The following is a 24,636-nucleotide window of genomic DNA, read 5'->3' on the forward strand; positions in this document are numbered from 1 at the left end:
CGCTGCCTACACCGCCCATCCGGAACGCTTCGGCCACCGCCGACCCGCAGCACCCACACTGCCCGCCACAGCCTGGATCAACCAACCCTCACAGGAGGCCCTCATACAGACCGCCTGACGGAAACTGTCTCACCAGACTTGACACCTTCCGGGCGGGCGTCGACGTCGCCACCACCCGCAAGAGTGAGCTCGTCCGGCATTCCCACCCGGCGATCACACCGCTGCTGGAGTACAAGCAGCTGTCCCGGTTGTTGACCGCCAACGGCTGGGCCTGGCTGGACGAGTGGGTGCGGGACGGCCGGTTCCGCCCCGATTATGTGGTCGGCGCGGTCGTCACCGGACGCTGGGCCACCAGCGGCGGCGGCGCCCTGCAGATCCCGCACCAGATCCGCGCGGCGGCGCACGCGGACCCGGGGCATCGGCTCGTGGTCGCCGACGCCGCGCAACTCGAACCCAGGGTGCTCGGGGCGATGGCGGCCGACGACGCGCTGGCGGCCGCCGCGCGGGGCCGCGACCTCTACGCCGGCGTCGCCGAGCGCGGCTTCGGCGGTGAGCGGTCCGCAGCCAAGGTCGCGATGCTCGGCGCCATGTACGGTGCCACCACCGGGGAGGCCGGCCGGCTGGTGCCGCAGCTGGCCCGGTCCTTCCCGCGCGCGGTGGCCCTCGTGGAGGCGGCGGCCCGGTTGGGCGAGGCCGGTCGACCGGTCAGTACCCACCTCGGCCGGAGCACCCCGCCGGCCGGTCCGCGCCTGCGTGACGCTCTCGCCCGCGGTGACCAGCCCGCGCTGCGCGCCAACGGCCGGTTCACCCGGAACTTCATCGTCCAGGGATCCGCCGCCGAGTGGGCGTTGTGCTGGCTCGCGGAGCTGCGTCGGCGCCTCCGTGACCAGGCGCTGGCCGCGCGGCTCGCGTTCTTCGTGCACGACGAGCTGGTCCTGCACGTGCCCGACGACGAGGTGGACGCCGTCGTCGAGGCGGTGGAGGGTGCCGCCGCGGCGGCGGCCGGGCTGCTCTTCGGTGCCGGCAGCTCGGACTTTCCCGTCAGCGTCGCCGTCGTGGACAGCTATGACCAGGCCAAGTGAACCTCGAGCGGAGCGGGAAGGTCAGAGCGGGGAGGTCAGAGCGGGGAGGTCAGAGCGGGGAGGTCAGAGCGGGAACGATCACAGCGGCGCGGGGATCCGGCGTGCGGCGTCCCACGGCACGGTCCAGCCCAGCCGGTCGAACGCGCCACTGAGGAGCAGTCCGGTGAAGCCCCACACGATTCCGTCCTCGCCCCCGCCGAGCAGGAACGCCGGGGACAGGTGCCGGTGGGTGCCGCGCTCGACGACGGCGGTGACGCGGCGGGCCGGGTCCAGCAGGTCGGAGACGGGCACCCGGAACACCCGCGCGGACTCCTCCGGGTCGACGACGGCGACCGCCGAGGTGGCGGCCCACCAGCCCAGCACCGGGGTCACGCGATACCCCGAGACCGGTATTCCGACCTCGGGCATGCTGCCGAGCACCTGCACGCCGTCCGGGTCGAGTCCGGTCTCCTCCCGCGCCTCCCGCAGGGCGGCCGCCTCGACGGACCCATCGAGGTGGTCCACCCCGCCGCCGGGGAAGGCGATCTGCCCCGGGTGATGGCCGAGCCCGCGGGAGCGCTCGACCAGCAGAACGTCCAGGTCGGCAGGGGCGTAGGCGTTGCCGGTGTCGGCCGGGTGGTCGTCGAGCACGCCGAACAGCATTAGCACGGCGGCCGCCCGGGCGGTGGCCGGGTCCAGCGCCAGCAACGGATCGGCGGACGGGGTCCGGGTGAGCCGGTCGCCCCGGGCGCCCAGCTGGACCAGGTCGGTGTAAGCGCTCATGTGCCCAAGGAGAACCCCTCGGCGCGCAACTGCTGCCGGGTCGCCCCCGACAGGACCCGGGCCAGCAGGTCCTCCCGCCCGGGAGCGAGTTCGTACTTGAGCAGCTGATGGGCGGCGGCCGGGTCGGTCTCCCCGATCCCCGCCGATGGGCACAGGCCGGCGATGACGCAGGCTCCGCAGGCGGGCTTGCGCGCGTGGCACACCCGGCGGCCGTGGAAGATCAGCCGGTGCGAGAACATCGTCCACTCGGACCGTTCGATCAGCTCCGCGACGTCCTTCTCCACCTGGACCGGGTCCTCCGAGGTGGTCAGTTCAAGTCGCCGGGACAGCCGGCCGAAGTGGGTGTCGACGGTCAGACCCGGGATCCCGAACGCGTTGCCGAGCACCACGTTCGCGGTCTTGCGTCCGACGCCGGGCAGGGTGACGAGCGCGTCCAGGTCGGCCGGCACCTCGCCGTCGAACTCGTCGACCAGGCGGTTCGCCAGGGCCAGCAGGCTACGGGACTTGGCACGGAAGAAGCCCGTGGGCTGGACCAGCTCCTGCAGCCGGGTCTCGTCCGCCGCGGCCAGGGCGTGCGCGTCCGGGTAGGCGGCGAACAGGGCGGGGGTGACGGCGTTGACCCGCACGTCGGTCGTCTGTGCGGAGAGCACGGTGGCGACGAGCAGCTCGAACGGGTTGCCGAAGTCCAGCTCCGCCACCGCGTACGGGTAGGTCTGCGCCAGGAGCCGGTTGATCCGACGGGAACGCCGTTTGCGCGCCAACGGGGACTCGGCGCTCATCGACCGCGCACCGGCGTGGCGCACCGCGCGAGCCGGTGGGCTCGCCCGGCGAGCGCCGGGGATCACCGGATCAGGCACGTTCGATGCTGTTCAGGTCGTGCAGGACGGCGGTCCGCCCGTCCGTGTGCTGGACCAGGAACGCGTTGCCGCGGTCCTGCAGCGCCAGGATCCAGGCGCCCGGTTCGAGCATGAAGCGCTGGGCACCGGTGCGTTCGTCGAACGTCGGCCGCGGGTAGGCGACGGCGAACCAGAAGGCCTCGAACGGCTCCTGCCTCTCCTCGGTGCGGGAGCGATCGCCGTGCCCCGGCTCGTCCGGATCGACGACGGCACCGATGGTCGGGGACACGGCCGAGGACCCGGTCCGGCGCTCGTCGCTGCCCTGCCCCGCCGGCTCCCACCAATCGGGCTCGGCCGTGGTCCGCCGCTCCTCGGTGTCCTCGGTGTCCTCGGTGTCCTCGGCGGGAACGCCGGTCACCGTGTGGGCGTCGGCGTCGGCGTCGATCGTCGCGTCCGGGCTGGCCAAGGCACGGGGCGCCGTGTTCCCATCGGTCACCGACGTCGCGGGCGTGGTGCCGGCCGGCGTCTCCTCGGTGACCTGCTCGGCCCGCTCCGCGTCCGCCTCCGCCGGGCGGGCGACGAGCCGCGCCTCGACGGACGGACGCACCGTGAAGTCGGCGGCGAAGACCGGGATGTGCGGGCCGCCGACGGTCGCGACGAGCAGGCCGAGGGCGCCGATCAGGGCGATGATCGGTCCCGCCTGGAAGAAGCTGGCGACGCTGAGGAAGTGGAACACGGTCGCCACCGACGCGACCACGGAGGCGAACTGGTCCAGGGAGAGGGAGCCGATCCTCAGGACCTCGTCCTTGCCGCTGAGCCGTCGCGCGATGAAGAGAGCACCGACCACCAGGGGCAGCATGAGCCCGAAGACGACGACCTGAGCCGTGGAACCCATGCTCCACAGGTTGATGTACGGGCTGTAGCCGTTGCCGAAGTCCACGAACAGCGGGATGACGCTGCCGATGAGCAGGACCACGATCGACCCGAACACCGTCAGGTCTCGCACCGTGAACGGGCCCGCCACGGCCCGCTGCCGCTCGTCCCGTCCAGCCGGAGTCCGTCCAGCCGGAGTCCGTCCAGCCGGATCGCGCCCAGCCGAGTCCTGACCAGTCGTGTCGCGGGTCCGGGTCTCTGCCGAGCGCCCGGCCACGGTCCACGCCTTCGGCGCCCCGGACGACGTCCCGGACGCGTCGTGCGTCGTCGTCTCCGGCCGGCCGGAGCCGGCACTTCGGCTCTCGAGCGGATCCTGACCCATGGGCCCTCCTCGGTGTGCATCGCCGGGTGCCGCGGCGTACGGCGTCGATCTGCGTCCAGCCTAGCTGGGCACCGCTGCGCGCGAACCACCGCGCACCACCTCCGAACCGACCGCGGCCCGCCGGCGCAACCAGCCAGCGGTCACCGATCCGTGACCCACGGCACAACGGGTGGGGGCGTCCCGTAGTCTGACGGCAGCGAGACCGTGCTCGGATGAGAACGCGACGAGAGAAAGGCGCACCATGTCATCGGACGAGTCCACCCCCCTCGACAACCTCTCCCACGAGGAGCGCTCGTTCGCTCCCGACCCCGCGTTCGCCCGCGACGCTGTCGCCCAGGCGACGCTGTACGCCGAGGCCGACCAGGACCGGCTCGCGTTCTGGGCCCGGCAGGCCCGCGAGCTGCTGACCTGGGAGACGGACTTCACGGACACCCTCGACTGGTCGAACCCGCCCTTCGCCCGCTGGTTCGGCGGCGGGAAGCTCAATGCCGCCTACAACGCCCTGGACCGGCATGTGGAGGCCGGCAACGGAGACCGGGTGGCCATCCACTTCGAGGGTGAGCCCGGCGACACCCGCGCGTACACCTACGCGCAGCTGACCGAGGAGGTGAAGAAGGCCGCCAACGCCTTCGCCGCCCTCGGGGTCACCGCGGGCGACCGGGTGGCGGTCTACCTGCCGATGATCCCCGAAGCGGTCATCACCATGCTGGCCTGCGCCCGGATCGGCGCCGCCCACTCGGTGGTCTTCGGGGGCTTCTCCGCCGACGCGCTGCGCAGCCGGATCGACGACGCCGAGGCGAAGCTGGTCGTCACCGCCGACGGCACCTGGCGGCGCGGCAAGCCCAGCCCGCTCAAGCCCGCCGTCGACGCCGCTCTGGCCGACGGGCAGTCCACCGTCGAGAACGTCGTCGTCGTCCAGCGCAACGGGGAGCCGGTCGAGTGGACCGAGGGCCGGGATGCGTGGTGGTCGGACACCGTCGGCACGGCCTCCGCCGAGCACACCGCCGAGGCGTTCGACGCCGAACAGCCGCTCTACATCCTGTACACCTCCGGTACGACGGGCAAGCCGAAGGGCATCCTGCACACCACCGGCGGTTACCTCACGCAGACCGCGTTCACCCATCGCAACGTCTTCGACCTGCGGCCCGAGACGGACGTGTACTGGTGCACCGCGGACATCGGGTGGGTCACCGGGCACAGCTACGTGGTGTACGGCCCGCTGGTCAACGGCGCCACCCAGGTCATCTACGAGGGCACGCCGGACACCCCGCACCAGGGCCGCTGGTGGGAGCTGGTGCAGAAGTACGGGGTCACCATCCTCTACACGGCGCCCACCGCGATCCGCACCATGATGAAGTGGGGCGACGACATCCCGGGCCAGTACGACCTGTCCTCGCTCCGCGTGCTCGGCTCCGTCGGTGAGCCGATCAACCCGGAGGCGTGGATGTGGTACCGCCGGGTGATCGGCGCGGACCGCTGCCCGGTCGTGGACACCTGGTGGCAGACCGAAACGGGCGCCATCATGATCTCCCCACTGCCCGGCGTCACCGCGACGAAGCCGGGCTCGGCGCAGGTGCCGCTGCCGGGTATCACCGCCGACGTCGTCGACGACACGGGCGCCTCCCTCGGGGACGGTGAGGCCGGCTACCTCGTGCTCCGGGAGCCGTGGCCGTCCATGCTGCGGAACATCTGGGGCGACCCGGACCGGTTCGTGCAGACCTACTGGTCCCGGTTCCCGGGCATGTACTTCGCGGGTGACGGCGCCAAGAAGGACGACGACGGCGACGTCTGGTTGCTGGGCCGGGTCGACGACGTCATGAACGTCTCCGGGCACCGGCTCTCCACCGCCGAGATCGAGTCCTCCCTGGTCGGCCACCCGGCGGTCGCCGAGGCCGCCGTCGTGGGCGCCGCGGACGAGACCACGGGGCAGGCGGTGATCGCGTTCGTCATCCTGCGGGGCTCCGCGGCGGAGGAGGATCACGACGCGATGAGTGAGACCCTGCGGCAGCACGTGGGCAAGGACATCGGCGCGATAGCCAAGCCCCGGAAGGTCCTGATCGTCCCCGAGCTGCCCAAGACCCGATCCGGGAAGATCATGCGGCGCCTGCTCAAGGACGTCGCCGAGGGCCGCGAGGTCGGCGACGCCACCACGCTCGCGGACAGCACCGTGATGAACCAGATCGCCGCGGACTTCGCGAAGTAAGACACCGAGCACCGGGAGCCCGGGCCACGAGCCGGCTGCGGCACACTGGTTCCCATGAGTGATCGCCGCAGTCTGCTCGTGCTCAACGGGCCCAACCTGAACCTGCTCGGCACCCGCAGGCCCGAGACCTACGGCCGCGACACCCTGGCCGACGTCGAGGCGCGGGTGCGCGACGCCGCGGCCGCGCGAGGCCTGGACGTCGCGTTCGTCCAGTCCAACCACGAGGGCGCACTCGTCGACGCCATCCACGCCGCCCGCGGTGTGCGCTCCGGCATCATCATCAACCCGGGCGCCTACGGGCACACGTCGATCGCGTTGCACGACGCCCTCGAGGCGGTCCAACCGCTGCCGGTCGTCGAGGTGCACATCAGCAACGTGCACCGGCGCGAGCCGTTCCGGCAGCACTCCTACGTCTCCCCCCAGGCGGACGCCGTCATCGTGGGCGCCGGCGTGCACGGGTACACGCTGGCCGTCGACCACCTCGCGGAACTGCTGACCGGGAACTGACCGACGCCCGCGACTGACGGCCGCGGCAACCGGGAAACAGCCGCGTCAGCCGCGGACGCACGCTCCCGTCGACACGCCGGCGGTGCCCGCGCCGTCGACGACGGACCGCACCTGCGCGAGCGTGAGCGCATACCCCACCGGGACGTTCTCCCGGGACTTGGCGAACACCATGCCGACCACGCGACCGCGCGTGTCCAGCAGAGGACCGCCCGAATTGCCCTGCTGCACGTCGGCGGAGAGCTGGTACACCTCGCGGGGCGACGTGCCACTGCCGTAGATGTCCGGCACCCGCACCGTCCCGCGGGACTGCACGCCCGCCGGCTTGGCCTGGTACGGCCCGCCGAGGGGATACCCGGCGACGACGGCCGAGTCCCCACCCGCCAGCTGACCGCCCGCCTGCAGGGGGGCGGTGCCGAGGCCGTCCACCGCGAGCACGGCGACGTCCTGCGCGGGATCGAAGAGCACGACGTCCGCCGGCAGCGCGTTCTGTCCCGGAACCTCCACCACCGGCTGGTCGACACCGGCGACGACGTGGGCGTTGGTCACCACCCGACCCGGGGAGATCACCCACCCGGAGCCGGTCTGGTTCTGTCCGCACTGGTAGGCGTTGCCGGTGATCCGCAGCACCGAACCGGACGCGGCGCGCAGCGCCGGGGTGTCCGTGGTCTCGTCCGGCACCGGCACCGGTGTGTTCTGCAGGTTCTCGGCCAGGATCCGCGGGATACCGCCGGTGGTGAACAGGCCGGCACGGGCCTGGGCCATTGAGGCGGCGACCGGCGGCGGGGTGAGCCGGTCGATGGTCTGCAACACCGTCGAACCCGCGATGGCCCGCGACAGCATCGGCACGCCCATGGTGGAGACCGCGAACGCGATCAGGCTCAGCGCGAGAGCGCACACGACGACGTTCACGGCGCCGCCCAGCGCCCGGTCCAGAGCACGGATCGGGCCGATCCGGCCGATCGCGCGCCGGATGGCCGCACCCACCCGGGACCCGAGTCCACTGCCGAGCACGAGCAGCAGCACGACGACGGCGATCACCGCGGGGGTGCGCCACGCGCTGTCGGTGACCCACTGACTGACCAGAGGGACCGCGAAGAAGGCGGCCACTGCACCGAGCGCGAAGCCGGCAAGACTGCCGATGCTGACCAGGAACCCGACCCGCAGGCCGTGGATCAGGTAGCCGAGGAGGATCAGCACGAGCAGGACGTCGAGCAGGGAGATAGGGGGCACGGGTGTTCTTCCTTCCGCGGTCCCCGCCTCGGTGGCCGGACGGACCGTGCTCCCGAGCGTATCGGCCGGCGCTGGCAGCCGTCTGGACCGGACCCGGCAACTCCCCGATGCCCGCCGTCTGCGGCAGCCTCCGGGGTGGCTGCGGCCCTCGAAGGCGTTTGCCGTTGTCAGCTGACGGTCATGGTCCGTGGGTAGAGTTCCCGGGGAGCCCGCTAGCCCGGTGCGCACGCCTCGGGCTGTGGCTCATGCCACAATGAACGCAGACGACGTCGTGACCGATCGCGGTCAGGACGAGAACGATGCCGCGCCCGGCGGAGAGGAACGCTCATGGCCATGGACCTGGAGGTACTGCGCCAGTCGGCGCTGTTCGCCCCGCTCGCGGACGACGTGTTCGCGGCCGTCACGGAAGGGCTGACGGAGGTCAATCTCTCCCGCGGCTCCTCGGTGTTCCGGGAGGGTGACCGGGGCGACGAGCTGTACTTCATCCTCGCCGGCAAGATCAAGCTCGGCCGCACGGCCGTCGACGGCCGGGAGAACCTGCTGGCGATCCTCGGCCCGGGAGACCTGTTCGGTGAGATGGCCCTGTTCGATCCCGCCGCCCGCAACGCGACCGCGACCGCCGTGTCCGAGACCCGGCTCGTCGCCCTCAAGCACGACGACCTCCGCACCGCGATCGAGACCCGGCCCGAGGTCTCCACCCAGCTGCTCCGCGCGCTCGCCCAGCGGCTGCGCCGCACCGACGAGTCGCTGGCGGACATGGTGTTCTCGGACGTGCCCGGCCGCGTCGCCAAGGCGCTGCTCGACCTGGCGGACCGGTTCGGTCGCCCCGCCACCGACGGCATCCTGGTCGCGCACGAACTCACACAGGAGGAACTGGCTCAGCTGGTCGGTGCGTCTCGCGAGACCGTGAACAAGGCGCTGGCCGAATTCGTGCAGCGCGGCTGGCTGCGACTCGAGGCGCGCGCCGTCGTCATCCTGGACATGCAGCGCCTGCGCCAGCGCTCCCGCTGACACCGGCCCGGAGACTGGCGCGATCCGGTTCGGGCGGAAGGGGGACGTGTCGACCGGAGCGAGCTCTGCGAGCGCCGGGAGATCCAGTCCCCCGTGCCCGGGCGGGGCCGGGTCGCGCCGACCTCTCGCCGGATTCCCGATCGGCGTGAGGTTACAGCGAGTGCACGACCGGACGGGCGGGGGCGGGCAGCCCCTCGACCCGCAGCATCAGCGTCCCGGCCTCGGTCGCCAGAACCGGTTCGAACTGGCGGGACGGGCGCTTCTCCGAGATGTAGGAGATGGTGCAGGTCAGACTGGCGAGTTTGCGCAGCATGATCAGCACCGCGGGCAGCACGAGTTCGTCCAGCCGCCGGCCCACCGTGTCGGGTTCGCCGATCTCGTCACCCAGCGCGGTGGAGTCCGCGTCGGCCAGCAGCGCCGTCGGCGAGCACCAGCGGCCCCATCCGGTCACGCCGTCCAGCGGCGACGGCTCCTGCCCCAGCGGCAGCACGACGGCGAAGTACTGGGTGCACAGGCGCTTGCGCAGGAACGCCGGGGAGAGCCACCGGCTCAGCGGCCGCAGCAGGCCGGTGTCCAGGTCGAGGGCGCGACGGCGAAGCACGTCCGCGAGGGTGCGCTCCTCGTCGTGCACCTCGCGTCGTCGGCGGTCCCCGTCCGGGCCACTGGTCACCTCGGCGGTGTGATCGCCGCCGCTGTTGGCCAGCAGCACGCCCGCTCGTTCGAACACGACCCGGGCGGCACCGCAGACCAGCCGCTGCGCCAGGTGGGGATCCTCGACGTCGAGCATGCGACCCCAGTGCGCCGCCACCGGTCCGGCCCACGGCAGCGGAACGGTGTCGTCCTCGCGCAGCGGCGCCCCGACGAAGGTCACCGCTCCCAGGCCGGACCGGGCGCCCTGGTACTCGAGGAACACCTCCACCCCGTCCGGGCCGTCACGCAGTAGCATCACGGCCACGGCCCAACGGGGCTTGGCCGCGGGCAGTGCGTCGTCGGGGTTCCACCCCTCCGCCTCGTCCCGCCACTGCGCCGGAACCGGGAACAACCGACTAGTCGAACTCGACAACCAGCTCCACCTCGACCGGCGAATCCATCGGCAGCACGGCGACGCCGACGGCCGAGCGGGCGTGCACGCCCGCGTCTGCGAACACGGCACCGATCAGGTCGGAAGCACCGTTGAGCACCTGCGGCTGACCGGTGAAGGACGGGTCGGAGGCGACGAACCCGACGACCTTGACGACGCGGACCACCCGGTCCAGGTCACCGATGACGCTCTTGACGGCGGCGAGCGCGTTCAGGGCGCTGGTCGCTGCGAGCTCCTGGGCGATCTGCGGGTCGACCGTCCCGCCGACCTTGCCGGTGGCGGGTAGTCGGCCGTCCACGAACGGCAGCTGACCCGAGGTGTACGCGTAACGGCCGGTGACCACGGCAGGCGCGTACGCCCCAACCGGGGCGGCGACCGCCGGGAGGACACGGCCGAGGTCGGCCAGTCTCCCCTCGACGACCCCGGTCGCCGAGCCGAAGGAGGGATCAGTCATGGCTGCGCCCGATCGTCACGTCGTCGGGGAGCCTGCGGCCATACAGCATGCCGCCACCCTAGTCCCCGATCGGTCGTTTGAAGTAGGCGACGGGGTTGCCCGGCGGCGGCGGGACCATGTTGCCCTCGGGCGTCGTGCTGGGGGCTCCGGTGGGCGCGCCCGCCAGGACGGTCACCAGTTCCCAGCCGTCCGAACCCCAGTTGTCGAGGATCTGCTTCGTCGCGTGCACCATCAAAGGCACCGTGGCGTACTCCCAGGTGATCATGAGGTCAGCGTAACCCGCCCTTGTAGACTGGCGCTCATGGCATCAGGCAAGTCCCGCGGGGCCCGCACCATCGGCACGCTGGGCCGGTTCCTTCTCTTCCTGGGGGTCAGTGCGCTGTGCGGCGTCCTCACCGCCGGGTTGGTGGTACCCGCCGCCGCGGTCTCCGCGATGGGCGCCACCGCGTCGATGGACTTCTTCGACGAGTTGCCCACCGAACTGCAGGTCGGACCGCTGTCCGTCCCGTCCCGGGTGCTCGCCGCCGACGGCACCGAGCTGGCGTCCTTCTACGTGGAGAACCGCACCCCGGTGAAGCTGGACGAGGTATCCCCCTTCATGCCCGAGGCGCTGCTCGCGATCGAGGACACCCGGTTCTACGAGCACGGCGGCGTCGACGTGCAGGGCACCATGCGCGCCCTGTTGAACAACATCAGCGGCGGAAGCACCCAGGGCGCATCCAGCATCACGCAGCAGTACGTCAACAACGTGCTCAACGAGGCACGCATCAGCGCGGGTAAGGACGCGAGCGTCACGCTCAACGGGGCCAAGACCATCGGGGACAAGCTGCGCGAGGCCAAGCTCGCCATCGCGGTGGAGAAGAAGTTCAGCAAGGACCAGATCCTGGAGAACTACCTCAACATCGTCTACTTCAACCCCAACGCCTACGGGGTGGAAGCCGCGTCGCAGTACTTCTGGGGGGTCTCTGCCAAGGATCTGAACCTGCAGCAGTCCGCCATGCTCGCCGGCCTGGTCAATGGGCCCAGCCTGTACAACCCTGTCACGCAGCCCGATGCGGCAGTCAAGCGCCGAAATCTGGTGCTCGACGTCATGCTGGCGCAGAAGAAGATCACACAGCAGCAGTACGACGCGGCGGTCAAGGCGCCCCTGGCTTTGAAGCTGAACCCGCCACAGCAGGGCTGTGCAGCGGCGAGCCGGGCCGCATACTTCTGCTCCTACGTCGAGCAGCAGGTCTACAACAACCCGGTGTTCGGGCAGACCCGGGAAGACCGGCAGGCCCTGCTCGCCCGGGGCGGCCTGACGATCAAGACGACGCTGGACCCGCGTCTGCAGGACGCCGCGCAGCAGCAGGTCGACCGGGTCGCCCCGCCACGGGCCAACCCCTCGAAGATCGGATCGTCCCTGGTCACCGTGCAGCCCGGCACCGGCAAGATCCTCGCCATGGCACAGAACTCTCGGCTGACCGGCAAGGACAACTGGGTCAACGCCATCAACTTCAACGTGGACAAGAAGGACGGCGGCGGCAACGGGTGGCAGCCGGGTTCGACGTACAAACCGGTCACCCTGGCCACCTGGCTGGACGAAGGCCACCGCACGCAGGAGATCGTGGACGGGTCCAAAAGGCGTTACCCCGCCGACTTCCCGTGGAAAGCCCCGTGTCAGACCCCGGACCGCCAGGTGAGCGGTGCGTACGACTCCACCCTGCCGAACTCGAACGACCTGAAGAACGCGGAGGAGGGCTGGTACCGGAAGATGCCGGCCGCCGAGGCGATCTACAACTCCATCAACACGGCGACCTACGCCATGGCCGCGCAGGTCAACCTGTGCAACATGGGGCAGATCGCCCAGAACCTCGGCATGCACAACGCTGCGACCGGCGCACCCATCGACTCGCTGCAGATCTCCAGCTTCATCGGCGGGACCGAGGGCGTCTCCCCGCTGACGATGGCCAGCGCGTTCGCGACGTTCTCCACGGACGGCAAGTACTGCGCGCCGGTCGGTATCACGTCGGTCACGGACCGGAAGAACAAGACCTACGAGGTGCCGCAGGCGAACTGCCGGCAGACCATCAAGACCGAGGTGGCCCAGGGGGTGAACAGCGTCCTGCAGGAGGTACTGGTCCGCGGTTCCGGGTACCAGCGCGGTATCGGGGTTCCCGCCGCGGCCAAGACGGGCACCACCGACAACTCCGAGTACACGTGGATGGTGGGCTACACCAAGGGCCTGGCGACCGCCTCGTGGCTGGGGTACCCGGACGGGTACCGTTCCCCCAACGCCCGCGACGGCAACCCGGGCGCCCAGTTCTACGGCGACGGCACGACGATGCCCTACGTGGACGGGGCGACCGTGGCCGGCGGCGCCTGGCAGGGCTATATGAAGGAGGTGGCGCCGCTGTACAACACCGACGACTTCCCGAAACCGCCGCAAAGTGTCGTCGAGCCCAAGAACCCCCACTCCGGCAATCAAGGATGAGGTGTGAGCGGTGCGCCCGGGCAGGCCACCGTTCTCACCGTCCGTAGCACCTCCGACCACAGGATGGCCATGACACCCACTCGCACCCACTCGCACGCTCCCCTGCTGGCCGGCGCCGCACTCGCCGCCGGCACCGCCGTCGCCGGCGGTCTCGGTCTGCTCGGCTGGGGCACGGTGGTCGAACGCCACCGGTTCACACTGCGGGAGGCGACCTTGCCGATCCTGCCGTCGGACGCACCGACCACGCGGGTGCTGCACCTCTCCGACATCCACATGGTGCCGGGCCAGCGGCTCAAGACCTCATGGCTGCGGTCGCTGGCGGACCTGGAGCCGGACTTCGTCGTCAACACCGGTGACAACCTCGGCCACCGGGACGCCCTGGCACCGCTGCTGGACGCACTGGAACCGTTGCTGCGGTTCCCGGGCGTGTTCGTGCCCGGGTCGAACGATTACTTCGCACCCGTGTTCAAGAACCCGTTCACCTACTTCACCGGCTCCCGGGGCCGGTCCTCGAAGCCGCCCGAGGCGCTGCCCACCGGGGCCCTGCACACCGCATTCGGCAACGCCGGTTGGATCTCCTTGGCCAACCGGCACCAGTCGGTGGCGATCAAGGGCACCCGGCTGGACTTCTCCGGCGTCGACGATCCCCACCTGGGTCGTGACCGGTACACCGGTTTCCCACTGGGCGCCGTCAACCAGGACCAGTCGGGCCACGTCCGGATCGGCGTCGCCCATGCGCCGTACCGGCGGGTGCTCGACGCGTTCACCCGGGACGAGGCGCGGCTCATCCTCGCCGGGCACACGCACGGCGGTCAGGTGTGCGTGCCCGGGGTGGGCGCCCTGGTCACCAACTCGGATCTGCCGACGTCGATGGCGAGCGGTGTGCACCGCTGGAAGGTCGCCGGCCGGGAATCCTGGTTGGAGGTCTCCGCGGGCTTGGGCACGTCCTTCTACGCACCGGTCCGCTTCGCGTGCCCGCCCGAGGCCGTCCTGCTCACGCTCACCCCGACCGACCGCTGAGCCCGGGTCCAGCGCGGCTCCCGTCCCCTGCCGGCGGGAACGAGTAGTGCTACTCGTCGACGCGGGCCGGCGACCGGGATAGATTCGACGTGGATCAGCGTTGATCCCCTTGACGGCACGATCCGCAGCGAACACACCGTTCACCCTGGCAGGCTGCGGAGACCTGCCGCCGGCGCCCGGGGCCGTGATCGGTGCTTACCCCAGATTCGCACCGCGCACGGCGACCCGCGCCGCGTGGGCCCGGCACCTCGCGTGCCGGGCCCACGTCCGTCCCCGGCTGCCACGTCACCGCCTGACGTCGCCGGTTTCTGGATCGGGGCCCGCGTCGGCTATCCTTGACAAGTTGCTCTGGCCGCTCTTCGCGGCCTTGCGACGGGGTGTGGCGCAGCTTGGTAGCGCGCGTCGTTCGGGACGACGAGGCCGCAGGTTCAAATCCTGTCACCCCGACCAGCGTCGATGGCGCAGCAGTCACCCGGCGAGAATTCGCTCCGCGTTCTGCGCGCCCACCTTCCGGGCATCCAGCACCGTGGTGATCTCGGCCTCGTGCTGACGCAGGAACGTGGCGAGGTACCGGTTCAGCTGGCTCGTGCGAACCTGCTCGTATCGAACGGACTCACGGCACTTCGCATCGGCCAGCGCGATCGCCATGCTGCGATCCGGCTGCTGGCGGGCGTTCATGGTCGCGAGGTCGGGCGTCGGGAAGTTCTCGCCCGCCTGCTTCATGCACGCCGACCACTTGCCGGTGACGTCGGACATCTCCTGACTCGCCAGAGCCGCGTTGACAGCGGGAAGCATGGCATTGTCGACGACGCCCGTGGCCTGCATGCCGGACTGGACCGACCCATAGACCTCGGCCAAGCTCTTGCCGAGGCACCCATCCGGGTTGACCTGGGACTTGATCCCGAACAGATCGGCGGAGACGGGCGCCTCGGTCTGACCGGTACCGAGGAAAGCCTGTCCCCCGCCCTGCGCCTGCTCTCCCGTGGACCTGTCCTCGTTGTAGCCCCGCTGGCGGGCTTGCTCGATGGTGAGCGGCCGCAGAGCCAACAGGTCGTACACCGTAGCCTTCTCCGGCGTCTGCCTGGTCCAGGAGCCGCCCGCTGCCGCCATACAGGTCTCGAGCACCACCTGGCGCGCCTGTTCCGCCGCCTCGTTGGGTGAGAGCAGCGCGTTGGCCTGCGCCACGGTCTGCGGATCGGCATTCTGGGCGGGGCTGATCTGCGCCGACGCCGCACCGGGGTTGGTCCCACCGCTGCCGCCGCCGTTGCCGCAACCCGCAAGGGCGAGGGCGACGGCGATGGCGGTCGCTCCTGTGGTCATCACGTGCCTGCGCATGAGGCTCCTCACATCGATCGATTCTTCACGCATGGGACAGGGCCGCCACCGGGTCGATCCCGGCCGCCTTCCGGGCGGGGTAGACCCCCGCCACGAGTCCGAGCACGACGCCGGCGACCAGACCGAGTCCGATGGTCGTCCCGGAGATGACCGGCGTCCAGTGGTTCACCAGGCTGACCACCGCCAGCACGTTGACGGCAACCGCCGTCCCGCCCAGCGACCCGATCATGGCGGTCACCACGGATTCGAGTCCGAACTGCAGCGTCATGGCGCGCGGAGGTGCGCCGAGCGCCAGCCGGAGTCCGATTTCTCGTCGCCGTTCCATCACGGCGACGAGAAAGGTGTTCATGATGCCGACCCCGCCGATGACGAGGGTCACCAGTGACATACCGAGCAGCAGGATCCGCTGCTGCTCGTCGACGGCCTGCGTGAGCGTTCGTGGCTCGGGCGGCGCCGCAGCCAGCACACGATCGGGATGTTCGGGCAGGAAGGCCGGCGGGATCTCCCCGGCCACCTGCTGAGCCGCACCCAGCGACGTCTTCACGAGCACGGACAGAACACCGCTCGAACCCATCGCCCGCTCGGAGAGCGGAACGTACAACGCCGACGTCGCTCCACCCGCCGAGAGATCTTCCTCCACCACTCCGATCACGGTGTAGCGCTGTCCATCCACGTACAGTTGAAGTCCCGGTACCCACGGCCGCCCCAGTGCCTGCAGCGTGGCTCGACCGACGACCAACACGGGGTCACCGCGCCGGGCGTGCCCGGCGTCGAACATGCGACCCTGCGAGACCGTCGCCCCGAGCGCGCTCATGCCCTGGTCGGAGAGCGCCCGCACGGGAGCCTGCACTCGGCCCGGAAACTGGTCGCGCGGCTCCGGGGCAGTGGTGACGGTGACCGCACCACCGCCGACCTCCTGAATGACCCCGGCGGCCTCCACCCCGTTGAGGCCGTTGATGCGCCGGAGGGCAGCTGACTGGTCCCATGCCATACCGGTCGACAATGGTGCCCGCTCCAGGTCGGTTCGCGTGACGGTCACGCGTTGTGCGAGATAACCGTTGAACTTGTCCGACAGTTGAGCCGACACCGTCGCGGTGAATCCGACGGAGAGCACCAGAGCGGCCACGCCCAGACCCACGCCGATCATGGTGAAGAGATTGCGGCGCATCCGCGCCCAGACCGCCGCCATGGCTTCCCGGCTCGACACCGCGGCCCAGTGGCCCGGCCGCCCGGACCTCGACCTGCCGACGGACCGGTGGGTCACCTCCGTCGGCGTGGTGGCATCGGGGACCGCCGCCGGTGCCGTCACCTGGTGCAACTCGCCGTCATCGATGCGGAGGACCTCGTCGCATCGAGCAGCGACCGCTTGGTCGTGCGTGACGACGACGGTTGCCCGGTCATCCGTGGTGACCGACCGCAGCAGATCCATGACTTCGGCGGTTCGCCGGCTGTCGAGCGAACCGGTCGGCTCATCACAGAGCAGCACCCGGGGTTCGGTGACGATGGCTCGTGCGATCGCGACTCGCTGCTTCTCGCCGCCGGACAACGTCCCGGGGTGAGCGGTTGCGCGGTGCGCAATCTCCAACCGTTCCAGCACCTCGCCCACGCGCCGCGCCCGTTCTGCGCGCGGCAGTCCCAGGTGAAGAAGAGGGAGTTCGATGTTCTGCGCAACCGTCTTGTGCTCGATCAGATGGAACGACTGGAACACCAGCGCCGTGTTCACCAATCGCGAATGGGCACGGTCGTTGGCGGAACCCATGGCGACGGGCTCGCCCTCGATGAGCAGAGTCCCCCCGTCGGCGGGCAGGAGCAGACCCAGAAGATTCAACAAGGTGCTCTTGCCCGATCCCGAAGGGCCCAGTAGCGCGACCATGGATCCGTTGGCGATGCGAAAATGGGCGTCCTTGACCACGGTTTCGGCGTGGTCGCCCGAGCCGAAGCTCTTCCTCAAGCCGACCGCTTCGACGAGCGGCGCCCGCCCGGTGGTCTCGGGCATCAGGCACCCGGCTCCGAGACGAGCACCTGGTCACCGCGACGCAATCCTGAAGGTTCCACGGCTTTGACCGCGTTCCGACCGTCGGCGGAGTAGACGATCTCGACAGGGACGTCACGACGGGCATCCCCCTCGAGCACCGTCACGACGGTGCGGGAATCCTTCGACCACAATGCTGCGCTCGGCACGACGAGCTGGTCGGGCGCGGAGGAACCCAGCACCAGCGTTCCCGTGCCCCGTTGTCCCACCTTGCCGACGCTGGTCGCGGCCAGTTGCAGGCGGCCGCTGCCAGCCGTCGCCGCGTCCGCCGGCGAGCCGGCCTGACCGCCGGCTGACGGGTTGGTCCCGTTGGCGGCACCACCCGCTCCCGGTCCCGGTTGGCCACCGGTCGACGAGGATCCCAGGGGCGTCGTCTGTTCCTGGGCCGCCGCAACCACCGTGACCGGCCATTCACCGGAGCCGCTCAGACTGGTCGTCGCTTTCTGACCGCTCTTTGCCTCGGTCGGGAGCTTGCCGTTGACTCCGCTGCACTCCACCACGGCCCCGCCCATCGCCACCGTGGCGAACGGACCCGTGAGAGAGCCGGGAGTCCTGGGGGCACCGGCAACGGTGGCTCCCTTCGGCACCACGAGGAAGTCGGTCGCAGATACCACCGGCTTACCCTTTGCCGGTGGCTCGTATCCGGCACGCCGGTAGAGTTCGGCCACTGAGTCGACCGCGTCCTGATGGAGCACGGCGGCCACGTCCGGTGCGGGTGGTGCCATCAGTTCAAGGCGAACGAGAGCGGCATTGACCATGACAGCATCGGGACCCTTGTCGCCCTTGGCGAGGGACCGGTACAAGGGGAAGTCGCCGATCAGAGCGAACAGCGGACGTCCGTTGATCTCGGCCAGAAGGGAGCCGTCGGTCAGTTCCTCACCGTCCTTCACCGTCGTGCGGGTCAGGACGAGGGGTGGCGCACCCGAAGCCTTCAGCGCCGTCGTCGATCGGTACACCGTTTCGCAGGTCAACGGGACGGTGTCCTTGATCGACCCCGATTCAACCGTGACCGTGACATCGGACCGGGCAGGTGGGCTGGCTTCCGCCGCTTTCTGCTCGGTCGATGTGAACAGTGAGGCTGCGGCAACAGTGCCGACGGTGACGAAGAGAACGGCAATGACCACGATGAACCGGTAGGTGAATTTCACGAGAGACCTAAATTTTGGGTGGGCTGTGCGCCACACGCACGCTTGACGCACAGCCCGAACGATCAGTTTCCGCGCTTCATCTACTGTTGAAGGACGAAATCGGCTCGATCATTGAAGCCGATATCGCTGAGGTTGTTGTCTTTCCACCCGGCGTTCAGCCTCTGCGCGATGAATTGACCACCATTCACCCACTCGCCAATTCCCATGCGTTGTGAGTTGTTGGCGTTAATCCACGATGACGCCCGATCGTGGATTCCGGGAGCGAGGTCGGCGTACGCGCTGAAGCCGCTGGTCTTCTGCCAAGCATACGACCCGCCTGTCAAGAAGTTGGCTTCGGCATAGACGCACACGTTGCTCGTCGGGCAGGAGAGGACAGAGGCCTGCGCGGGGACCGCCGCGATGCCTACCAAGAGAAGTGTTCCAACTGCTACCGCCGAAGCGGTGAGGACTTTTTTCATCGTCGAAACCCCCAGGTTTGTTGTGCCGAGTCACTGAACGTGACATTGATCACCGTAGCCCGTTGTGCAGCTCGGAGTCAAGTTATCGACAGGGTGTCGCCGGAGCCATCCGGGCAAGTTGGGTTCTCGGCCTCTGTAGGGCGTCGCGCTGGCACGGCCCGCCCGCGACACTCTTCGCCGAAGCGGGAGCATGCCACCGCGGTGCAACGCAGGAAAGTTCTAGCCCAAGTATTCGGCTGTATCACGTCTTCTCAGGGCAGGACGTCCTTGCTGGCGAAGCGGGCCCACGCCAAGCCGAAGAATACGACGGTGTATCCCAGTTGCAGGACGGCGTTGTCCCCGAACGACGCCCATGAGATGGGTGAGCGCAGCAGGTCCCCGAGGTCGAGCCAGTAGTGGCTGAACAGCCACGGGTGCAGCCAGGCCAGCTGGTCCAGCGAGTCGAGGATCTGCGCGGTGACCGCGAGCACCACGGTGGCGGCCATCGCACCGACCGGCACCGTCGTCAGCGTCGACAGGAACAGCCCGACGGCGGACAGCCCCAGCAGGGACACCGTCACGTAACCGGCCATCAGCAGCAGCCGGCCGAACGCCGCACCGGCGTCGACGGTGTCCCCCGACAGCAGGGTCGCCGGGCCGAGCGGGAAGAGCACGAGGCCGGTGACGGCGCCGCTGAGGACGACGGTCAGAGCGGCCGCGGCGCAGAACACGGCGGCTCCGGCGTACTTGACCAGCAGCAGGCGCAGCCGCCCGGTCGGGGCGACCAGCAGGTAGCGCAGCGTGCCGAGGCCCGCCTCCCCGGCGATGGTGTCACCGGCGACCACACCGACGGTCAGCGGGAAGAACAACGGCACGCTGACGATCATGGCGACCACACCGACGAACAGGCCGTTGTTGGTGACCTGGTCCAGGAACGCGGGGCCCCGGCCGCTCGGCGGGCGCCCCGGCGAGAACCGGACCGCCAACCCGATCAGGACCGGCACGGCCGCCAGCGCCGCCAGCAGCGCCCAGGTGCGCCAGCGGCGGAACAGGACCGCCAGCTCCGAGCCGAACAACCGCAGCCCGCCGCCGTGGGGCGGCCCCGCTGTCCGCTCCCACCGCGCCACCCGAGCCCGACCGTCGTCGTCACCGGTCCGGGGACCGTGCGCAACCGCGGCGGGTGCCCGGTCACTGGTCGACATCGAAGCCCTCCCCGGTCAGCTGCACGAACCGCTCCTCCAGTCCGGCGCGCTCCACTGCGAAGCCGCGGACCCGCACGCCGCCGGCCACCAGTCCGGCGACCAAGGACTCGGGCGCGGGACCGTCGTCGGGCAGGTCGGCGCTCACGACGCCGGGCGAGAGTTCCGGCGCCACCGTCAGGCCGAGGGCGGTGAGCACGGCGCGCGCCCGATCCCCGTCGGGCGTGTGGACGACGGCGCGGCCGGTCCCGGACCGGCGCAACTCGTCCAGGGTGCCCTGGGCGACGAGCCGGCCGGCTCGCAGCACCGCCGCGTGGGTGCAGATCTGATCGATCTCCGCCAGCAGGTGACTGGAGACGAAGACGGTGGTGCCGTCGTCGGCCAGGGAACGGATCAGACCACGGACCTCCCGGGTGCCCTGCGGGTCCAGCCCGTTGGTGGGCTCGTCCAGCACCAGCAGCTCCCGGGGCGCGAGCAGCGCCGCGGCCAGGCCGAGGCGCTGCTTCATTCCGAGGGAGTAGGCGTGCACCTTCTTGCCCGCCGCCTGGGTCAATCCCACGCGATCCAGGGCGCCGGCGACCCGGGCGCACCGGGTCCTCGGGTCGGCGCGCCGGTCCGCGGTGTCCAGCCGGACGAGGTTGGCCGTTCCAGAGAGGAACGGGTAGAACGCCGGTCCCTCCACCAGGGCCCCGACGCGGGGCAGGACCGAGAGCAGCCGCTCGGGCACGGCCTCTCCCAGCACGCGCACGCGCCCACCGGACGGCGCCACCAGCCCGAGCAGCATCCGGATGGTGGTGGTCTTGCCGGAGCCGTTGGGCCCGAGGAACCCGAACACGCTGCCGCGCGGGACGGCGAGGTCCACGCCGTCGACGGCGAGTTGGTGCCGGAACCGTTTGGTCAGTCCCGCGGTGGCGATCACCAGCCCGTCGTCGGGCTGCCCCCCCGCTGCCGCCGCCCGGGCGCGCGTGGCGGCGGCCGGGCTCACCGTGCCGCCGCGGCCTGCAACGCGCTCAGTGGCACGGCACCGGCCAGCACCCGGCCGTCGTCGGCCAGCAGCACGGTGACCAGGGAGGTGGAGAGCACCCGACCGCCGGGCACCGGCGTCGCGAGCCTGGTGATCAGCGGGGAGGAGAGCGTCCCGGCGGGCACGGCGGCAGCGGGGACGACCATGATGGCGTCCCAACCCGACCCGCGCACCGCGGGGCGCTGGCCGGCCGGCGCGGGCGTGTGCTGCTTCGCCGTGGGCGTCGGCAGGGCCTGCTGTGTGACCGTGGCCCCGGCCGGTGGGGTGAACCGGAACCGGGAGGCGTCCGGCGCCCGCAGGTCCAGCGCGGTGAACGCGGTGTGGAAGGCCGGCTGCTGCTGCCCTCGGGCGAACACGTCGACGCTCAGGGGCAGCCCGGTGCCGGCGTCGACCGCGACGGCGACGGAGCTCACGAGCGTGGCCGCGGTGCGCGGGGTCAGGATCAGCTGGTAGGCCGAGCGGCCCGCGACCGTGGTGGCCGGGCCGAGACCGACCGCGGTGCTGGGTGCGGCACGGGTGAGGAAGCGCTGGGCGAGCCGATCCGGGGTCACCGTGGGCGCGGTCGGCGTCGGGTCCGCCGAGGTGGACGGCAGGGTCAGCCGGGTGGCGGCGTTCGCCTTCGAGTCCCAGGTCCACACCTGCGTGCCGTCTCGGATCACGTCCCGCTCCGCGAGCCGGTCCAGGACCTGGATCCGGGTGCGGGTGGGGCCGTCGGCGTAGACCCGGGCCGTGTGCGTGCCGGTCAACAGGTCCAGGGCCGCGGCCTGCCCGGCCAGCGTCCCGGCACCGGGCGCACTGCCGGAGCTGGGCGACGACGCGCCCGGTGACGCGGAGCCGAGTGCGCCGGACAGGGACGGGATACCCAGGTCGGAGCGCTGTTCGACGTCACCGGAGAACTGCCTCGCCTGGCTGCCGGCGGCCAGGGCGAGCACCTGTTCCGCCGTGCGGGGCGGCGGCGGGTCCTGGGCACTGGCCGGCAACGAGCCGACCAGCACACCGCCGACGACTACCGCGGGCAGCGCCACCGCCGGCATCCAGTTCCACCATCGGCGTTGCATCGTCCATCACTTCCGCCGTCACGTCACCTGTGGGGTCCACGGTACGCCGCGGCTCTGGGAGTCACCAGAGCGCGTGCCGGTATCGGACCGGTCGACGGCACCGCGGTGACGCCGGCGCTCAGCCGCCTTCCGGGCCGGAGCCGTCCGAGGCCATGTCAGAACGTGCGGCCGGTGAGCCGCTCGTATGCCTCGAGGTAGCGGTCCCGGGTGGCGGCGACGACGTCGTCGGGCAGGGCCGGCGGCGGGGTGTCGGCGGCCCGGTCCCACCCGGACGCCGGCGAGGTCAGCCAGTCGCGGACGAACTGCTTGTCGAAACTGGCCTGCGGCCGTCCCGGCTGCCAGGCGGCGGCGTCCCAGAACCGGGACGAGTCCGGGGTGAGCACCTCGTCGGCGAGGGTGATGGTCCCGTCGTGCACGTCCAGGCCGAACTCGACCTTGGTGTCGGCCAGGACCAGGCCGCGCTCGCGGGCGATCCGCTCGGCCCGGCCGTACACCCGCAGGGTCAGCTCGCGCAGCCGGTCGGCGACGTCGGCGCCGACCGCCTCGACGGTCTGCTCGTACGTGATGTTCTCGTCGTGCTCGCCGACCGCCGCCTTCGCGGACGGGGTGTACAGGGGCGGTTCCAGGGCCGACCCTTCGGTCAGCCCGTCGGGCAGGGAGAGTCCGCAGACCGTGCCGGATCGCCGGTACTCGGTGAGCCCGGTCCCGGTGAGGTAGCCGCGGGCGATGCACTCGATCGGGAACATCGACAGGTTGCGGCAGATCATCGCCCGGCCGGCGACCTCGTCGGGCACGTCGGCCGAGACGACGTGGTTCTCCACGTCGTCGAGTTGCTCGAACCACCACAGCGAGAGCTGGGTCAGGATCCGTCCCTTGTCCGGGATCGGGGTGGCGAGCACGTGGTCGTACGCGCTGATCCGGTCCGTCGCGACGACGAGGACGTGCCGCTCCGGGATGAGCTGTGGGTCGCCGTCGCCGTCACCGTGTTCCGGCACCGTCGGTACGTACAGCTCCCGGACCTTGCCGGAGTAGACGTGCGTCCAGCCGGGGATCTTCGGCGCCTCCAACAACCCCGGACTCATACCGTCGTCCCCATCGTGGACGTGACCGGTTCGATGGTGCCGGTCTGCCCCGCGGACGCGGGATCGGGGCGACGCGGCGGCCGGGCGGCGGCGGCCGGCACCTCGATCCGGCCGGCGGCGGCTGCGGCGGCGATGTCCCGCCGGTACCGACCACCGTCCAGCCGGATGTGGCCGATGCCGGTGTAGGCACGCTGGCGGGCGGCGTTCAGGTCCTCCCCGCGGCCGACGACGGCCAGCACGCGGCCGCCGGTGGCGATGACCCTGCCGCCACGGTCGGTTCCGGTGCCGGCGTGCAGCACCGTGACGTCGGGTTCCGCCGCGGCCTTCTTCAGCCCGCGTACTCGGTCCCCGGTCCGGGGCGAGGCGGGATAGCCGTGGGCGGCGAGCACGACGGCGACGGCGCTCTCGTGCCGCCAGCGCAGTTGCTCGTCCTCGTCGAGCCGGCCCTTCGCGGCGTCCAGCAGCAGCGAGCCGAGCGGCGTCTTGAGCCGGGCCAGCACGGCCTGCGTCTCCGGGTCGCCGAACCGGACGTTGAACTCGACCACGCGGATGCCGCGCGGCGTGAGGGCCAGCCCGCAGTACAGGACGCCGACGAACGGGGTGCCGCGCGAGGCCATCTCGGCGAGCACCGGGGTCGCGACGCGGTCCATCACCTCGTCCACCAGCCCGGCCGGCGCCCAGTCCAGCGGGGTGTAGGCGCCCATCCCCCCGGTGTTGGGACCCTCGTCGTCGTCGCCGATGCGCTTGAAGTCCTGGGCCGGGCTCAGCGGGATTCCGGTGCGGCCGTCGCAGAGCACGAACAGGGAGACCTCGGGCCCGCGCAGGTACTCCTCGATCAGCACGGTGCCGCCGGAGCGGAAGCAGTCCTGCGCGTGCGCGAGCGCGACGTCCCGGTCCTCGGTGACGACGACCCCCTTGCCCGCGGCCAGCCCGTCGTCCTTGACGACATAGGGAGACCCGAAGGTGTCCAGGGCCTCGGCGGTCTCCTCGCCGGTCGCGGCGACCCGCGCCATCGCGGTGGGCACGTTGGCTGCCGCCATCACCTCCTTGGCGAACGCCTTGCTGCCCTCCAACCGGGCGGCACCGGCCGACGGGCCGAAGACGGCGATCCCCGCCGCGCGCAGGTCGTCGGCGACCCCGGCGACCAGGGGCGCCTCGGGGCCGATCACGACGAGTTCGACGCCGAGCCGACCGGCGAGTTCGACGACGGCGGTGCCGTCGACGGTGTCGACGGGGTGACAGGGCACCTCCTGCGCGATCCCGGCGTTGCCTGGCGCGGCGTGCAGGTCGGTGACGAACGGGTCGGAGGCGAGGGAGCGGACCAGGGCGTGTTCGCGGCCACCGGAACCGAGCACGAGTACCTTCACAGTGGTCCAGCCTACGGGGGCCGTCCGGCTCACCGCGATC

22 protein-coding genes and 1 tRNA gene are annotated in these 24,636 nt (G+C 70.9%); 7 read left to right on the forward strand and 16 right to left on the reverse strand.

Annotated elements, in window-relative coordinates; translation table 11 throughout:
- Window positions 1-1,082, forward strand: a 1,082-nt coding sequence (locus BKD30_RS02570; RefSeq protein WP_143588024.1) for a bifunctional 3'-5' exonuclease/DNA polymerase, incomplete at its 5' end; no start/stop codon positions are given.
- A 78-nt stretch (window positions 1,083-1,160) separates the two neighbouring features.
- Here BKD30_RS02570 and BKD30_RS02575 read toward each other — a convergent pair.
- The 3 genes from BKD30_RS02575 to BKD30_RS16045 form a co-directional block, all read right to left on the reverse strand.
- Window positions 1,161-1,844, reverse strand: coding sequence for an NUDIX hydrolase (locus tag BKD30_RS02575; protein WP_076701573.1), 684 nt, complete (start codon window positions 1,842-1,844; stop codon window positions 1,161-1,163).
- Window positions 1,841-2,623 (reverse strand): endonuclease III, encoded by a 783-nt coding sequence (gene nth / locus BKD30_RS02580; RefSeq protein WP_076701575.1) that lies wholly within the window; start codon window positions 2,621-2,623, stop codon window positions 1,841-1,843. The genes BKD30_RS02575 and nth overlap by 4 nt, the downstream gene beginning before the upstream one ends.
- 70 nt (window positions 2,624-2,693) lie before the next feature.
- Window positions 2,694-3,704 (reverse strand): hypothetical protein, encoded by a 1,011-nt coding sequence (locus BKD30_RS16045; RefSeq protein WP_076701578.1) that lies wholly within the window; start codon window positions 3,702-3,704, stop codon window positions 2,694-2,696.
- A 472-nt stretch (window positions 3,705-4,176) separates the two neighbouring features.
- On the opposite strand from BKD30_RS16045, the gene acs reads away from it, so the two are divergent.
- Window positions 4,177-6,138, forward strand: coding sequence for an acetate--CoA ligase (acs, locus tag BKD30_RS02590; protein WP_076701580.1), 1,962 nt, complete (start codon window positions 4,177-4,179; stop codon window positions 6,136-6,138).
- Window positions 6,139-6,192: 54 nt separating this feature from the next.
- On the forward strand, window positions 6,193-6,645 hold the full coding sequence (gene aroQ, locus BKD30_RS02595; RefSeq protein ID WP_076701583.1) for a type II 3-dehydroquinate dehydratase: 453 nt from the start codon (window positions 6,193-6,195) through the stop codon (window positions 6,643-6,645).
- 45 nt (window positions 6,646-6,690) lie between these two features.
- On the opposite strand, the gene BKD30_RS02600 is transcribed toward aroQ, so the two are convergent.
- Window positions 6,691-7,875, reverse strand: coding sequence for a MarP family serine protease (locus BKD30_RS02600; RefSeq protein WP_076701586.1), 1,185 nt, complete (start codon window positions 7,873-7,875; stop codon window positions 6,691-6,693).
- A 333-nt stretch (window positions 7,876-8,208) separates the two neighbouring features.
- Between BKD30_RS02600 and BKD30_RS02605 the strand changes: the two genes are divergently transcribed.
- Window positions 8,209-8,886 carry a Crp/Fnr family transcriptional regulator gene (locus BKD30_RS02605; protein WP_076702107.1) on the forward strand — a complete coding sequence of 226 codons (678 nt, stop codon included), beginning with the start codon at window positions 8,209-8,211 and terminating at the stop codon, window positions 8,884-8,886.
- A 151-nt stretch (window positions 8,887-9,037) separates the two neighbouring features.
- Here the strand turns inward: BKD30_RS02605 and BKD30_RS02610 are convergent, their stop codons facing one another.
- The 3 genes from BKD30_RS02610 to BKD30_RS02620 are packed head-to-tail and all read right to left on the reverse strand — an operon-like array spanning window position 9,038 to window position 10,686.
- Window positions 9,038-9,928 (reverse strand): NUDIX hydrolase, encoded by an 891-nt coding sequence (locus tag BKD30_RS02610; RefSeq protein ID WP_083955947.1) that lies wholly within the window; start codon window positions 9,926-9,928, stop codon window positions 9,038-9,040.
- 4 nt (window positions 9,929-9,932) lie between these two features.
- A complete protein-coding gene (locus tag BKD30_RS02615; RefSeq protein ID WP_076701588.1) occupies window positions 9,933-10,421 on the reverse strand; it encodes a RidA family protein in 489 nt (162 codons plus the stop codon).
- 58 nt (window positions 10,422-10,479) lie between these two features.
- On the reverse strand, window positions 10,480-10,686 hold the full coding sequence (locus BKD30_RS02620) for a hypothetical protein (RefSeq protein ID WP_076701591.1): 207 nt from the start codon (window positions 10,684-10,686) through the stop codon (window positions 10,480-10,482).
- A gap of 36 nt (window positions 10,687-10,722) precedes the next feature.
- On the opposite strand from BKD30_RS02620, the gene BKD30_RS02625 reads away from it, so the two are divergent.
- The 3 genes from BKD30_RS02625 (at window position 10,723) to BKD30_RS02635 (ending at window position 14,364) form a co-directional block, all read left to right on the forward strand.
- Window positions 10,723-12,894 carry a transglycosylase domain-containing protein gene (locus BKD30_RS02625; protein WP_076701593.1) on the forward strand — a complete coding sequence of 724 codons (2,172 nt, stop codon included), beginning with the start codon at window positions 10,723-10,725 and terminating at the stop codon, window positions 12,892-12,894.
- Between the two features lie 69 nt (window positions 12,895-12,963).
- Window positions 12,964-13,914 carry a metallophosphoesterase gene (locus tag BKD30_RS02630; RefSeq protein ID WP_076702114.1) on the forward strand — a complete coding sequence of 317 codons (951 nt, stop codon included), beginning with the start codon at window positions 12,964-12,966 and terminating at the stop codon, window positions 13,912-13,914.
- 373 nt (window positions 13,915-14,287) lie between these two features.
- A tRNA-Pro gene (locus BKD30_RS02635) sits at window positions 14,288-14,364 on the forward strand.
- Between the two features lie 18 nt (window positions 14,365-14,382).
- Here BKD30_RS02635 and BKD30_RS02640 read toward each other — a convergent pair.
- The 9 genes from BKD30_RS02640 to purD form a co-directional block, all read right to left on the reverse strand.
- The gene (locus BKD30_RS02640) at window positions 14,383-15,249 is read right to left on the reverse strand and encodes a hypothetical protein (RefSeq protein ID WP_076701596.1); all 867 of its coding nucleotides are present in this window, start codon (window positions 15,247-15,249) and stop codon (window positions 14,383-14,385) included.
- Between the two features lie 25 nt (window positions 15,250-15,274).
- Complete coding sequence (locus BKD30_RS02645; protein ID WP_076701598.1) at window positions 15,275-17,245, reverse strand: ABC transporter ATP-binding protein/permease; 1,971 nt, start codon at window positions 17,243-17,245, stop codon at window positions 15,275-15,277.
- Entirely contained in the window at window positions 17,245-18,429 is a 1,185-nt protein-coding gene (locus tag BKD30_RS02650; protein ID WP_076701601.1) for an efflux RND transporter periplasmic adaptor subunit, read from the reverse strand. The genes BKD30_RS02645 and BKD30_RS02650 overlap by 1 nt, the downstream gene beginning before the upstream one ends.
- A gap of 80 nt (window positions 18,430-18,509) precedes the next feature.
- The gene (locus BKD30_RS02655; RefSeq protein ID WP_083955948.1) at window positions 18,510-18,887 is read right to left on the reverse strand and encodes a peptidase inhibitor family I36 protein; all 378 of its coding nucleotides are present in this window, start codon (window positions 18,885-18,887) and stop codon (window positions 18,510-18,512) included.
- 251 nt (window positions 18,888-19,138) lie between these two features.
- Complete coding sequence (locus BKD30_RS02660; protein ID WP_083955949.1) at window positions 19,139-20,068, reverse strand: ABC transporter permease; 930 nt, start codon at window positions 20,066-20,068, stop codon at window positions 19,139-19,141.
- Entirely contained in the window at window positions 20,055-21,050 is a 996-nt protein-coding gene (locus BKD30_RS02665) for an ABC transporter ATP-binding protein (RefSeq protein WP_083955950.1), read from the reverse strand. Before BKD30_RS02665 ends, BKD30_RS02660 begins: the two co-directional genes overlap by 14 nt.
- Window positions 21,047-22,147 carry a LolA family protein gene (locus BKD30_RS16360; RefSeq protein WP_076701606.1) on the reverse strand — a complete coding sequence of 367 codons (1,101 nt, stop codon included), beginning with the start codon at window positions 22,145-22,147 and terminating at the stop codon, window positions 21,047-21,049. The genes BKD30_RS02665 and BKD30_RS16360 overlap by 4 nt, the downstream gene beginning before the upstream one ends.
- A 155-nt stretch (window positions 22,148-22,302) precedes the next feature.
- Window positions 22,303-23,229, reverse strand: a complete 927-nt coding sequence (locus tag BKD30_RS02675) for a phosphoribosylaminoimidazolesuccinocarboxamide synthase (protein WP_076701609.1) — start codon at window positions 23,227-23,229, stop codon at window positions 22,303-22,305.
- Window positions 23,226-24,596: a phosphoribosylamine--glycine ligase gene (purD, locus tag BKD30_RS02680; protein ID WP_083955951.1), complete on the reverse strand. Its 1,371-nt coding sequence runs from the start codon at window positions 24,594-24,596 to the stop codon at window positions 23,226-23,228. The genes BKD30_RS02675 and purD overlap by 4 nt, the downstream gene beginning before the upstream one ends.
- Window positions 24,597-24,636: the final 40 nt, after the last annotated feature.

This window comes from Tersicoccus phoenicis (assembly GCF_001968835.1).
Classification (GTDB): domain Bacteria; phylum Actinomycetota; class Actinomycetes; order Actinomycetales; family Micrococcaceae; genus Tersicoccus; species Tersicoccus phoenicis.

Excerpts from the sequence above, each read along its gene's own strand:
- BKD30_RS16360 (WP_076701606.1), bottom strand. The coding sequence starts at position 22,147 with ATGCAACGCCGATGGTGGAACTGGATGCCGGCGGTGGCGCTGCCCGCG.
- BKD30_RS02645 (WP_076701598.1), bottom strand. The coding sequence starts at position 17,245 with ATGCCCGAGACCACCGGGCGGGCGCCGCTCGTCGAAGCGGTCGGCTTG.
- BKD30_RS02630 (WP_076702114.1), top strand. The coding sequence starts at position 12,964 with ATGACACCCACTCGCACCCACTCGCACGCTCCCCTGCTGGCCGGCGCC.
- aroQ (WP_076701583.1), top strand. The coding sequence starts at position 6,193 with ATGAGTGATCGCCGCAGTCTGCTCGTGCTCAACGGGCCCAACCTGAAC.
- BKD30_RS02660 (WP_083955949.1), bottom strand. The coding sequence starts at position 20,068 with ATGTCGACCAGTGACCGGGCACCCGCCGCGGTTGCGCACGGTCCCCGG.
- acs (WP_076701580.1), top strand. The coding sequence starts at position 4,177 with ATGTCATCGGACGAGTCCACCCCCCTCGACAACCTCTCCCACGAGGAG.
- BKD30_RS02605 (WP_076702107.1), top strand. The coding sequence starts at position 8,209 with ATGGACCTGGAGGTACTGCGCCAGTCGGCGCTGTTCGCCCCGCTCGCG.
- BKD30_RS02655 (WP_083955948.1), bottom strand. The coding sequence starts at position 18,887 with ATGAAAAAAGTCCTCACCGCTTCGGCGGTAGCAGTTGGAACACTTCTC.
- BKD30_RS02640 (WP_076701596.1), bottom strand. The coding sequence starts at position 15,249 with ATGCGCAGGCACGTGATGACCACAGGAGCGACCGCCATCGCCGTCGCC.
- BKD30_RS02620 (WP_076701591.1), bottom strand. The coding sequence starts at position 10,686 with ATGATCACCTGGGAGTACGCCACGGTGCCTTTGATGGTGCACGCGACG.
- BKD30_RS02615 (WP_076701588.1), bottom strand. The coding sequence starts at position 10,421 with ATGACTGATCCCTCCTTCGGCTCGGCGACCGGGGTCGTCGAGGGGAGA.
- nth (WP_076701575.1), bottom strand. The coding sequence starts at position 2,623 with ATGAGCGCCGAGTCCCCGTTGGCGCGCAAACGGCGTTCCCGTCGGATC.
- BKD30_RS02575 (WP_076701573.1), bottom strand. The coding sequence starts at position 1,844 with ATGAGCGCTTACACCGACCTGGTCCAGCTGGGCGCCCGGGGCGACCGG.
- BKD30_RS02625 (WP_076701593.1), top strand. The coding sequence starts at position 10,723 with ATGGCATCAGGCAAGTCCCGCGGGGCCCGCACCATCGGCACGCTGGGC.
- BKD30_RS02675 (WP_076701609.1), bottom strand. The coding sequence starts at position 23,229 with ATGAGTCCGGGGTTGTTGGAGGCGCCGAAGATCCCCGGCTGGACGCAC.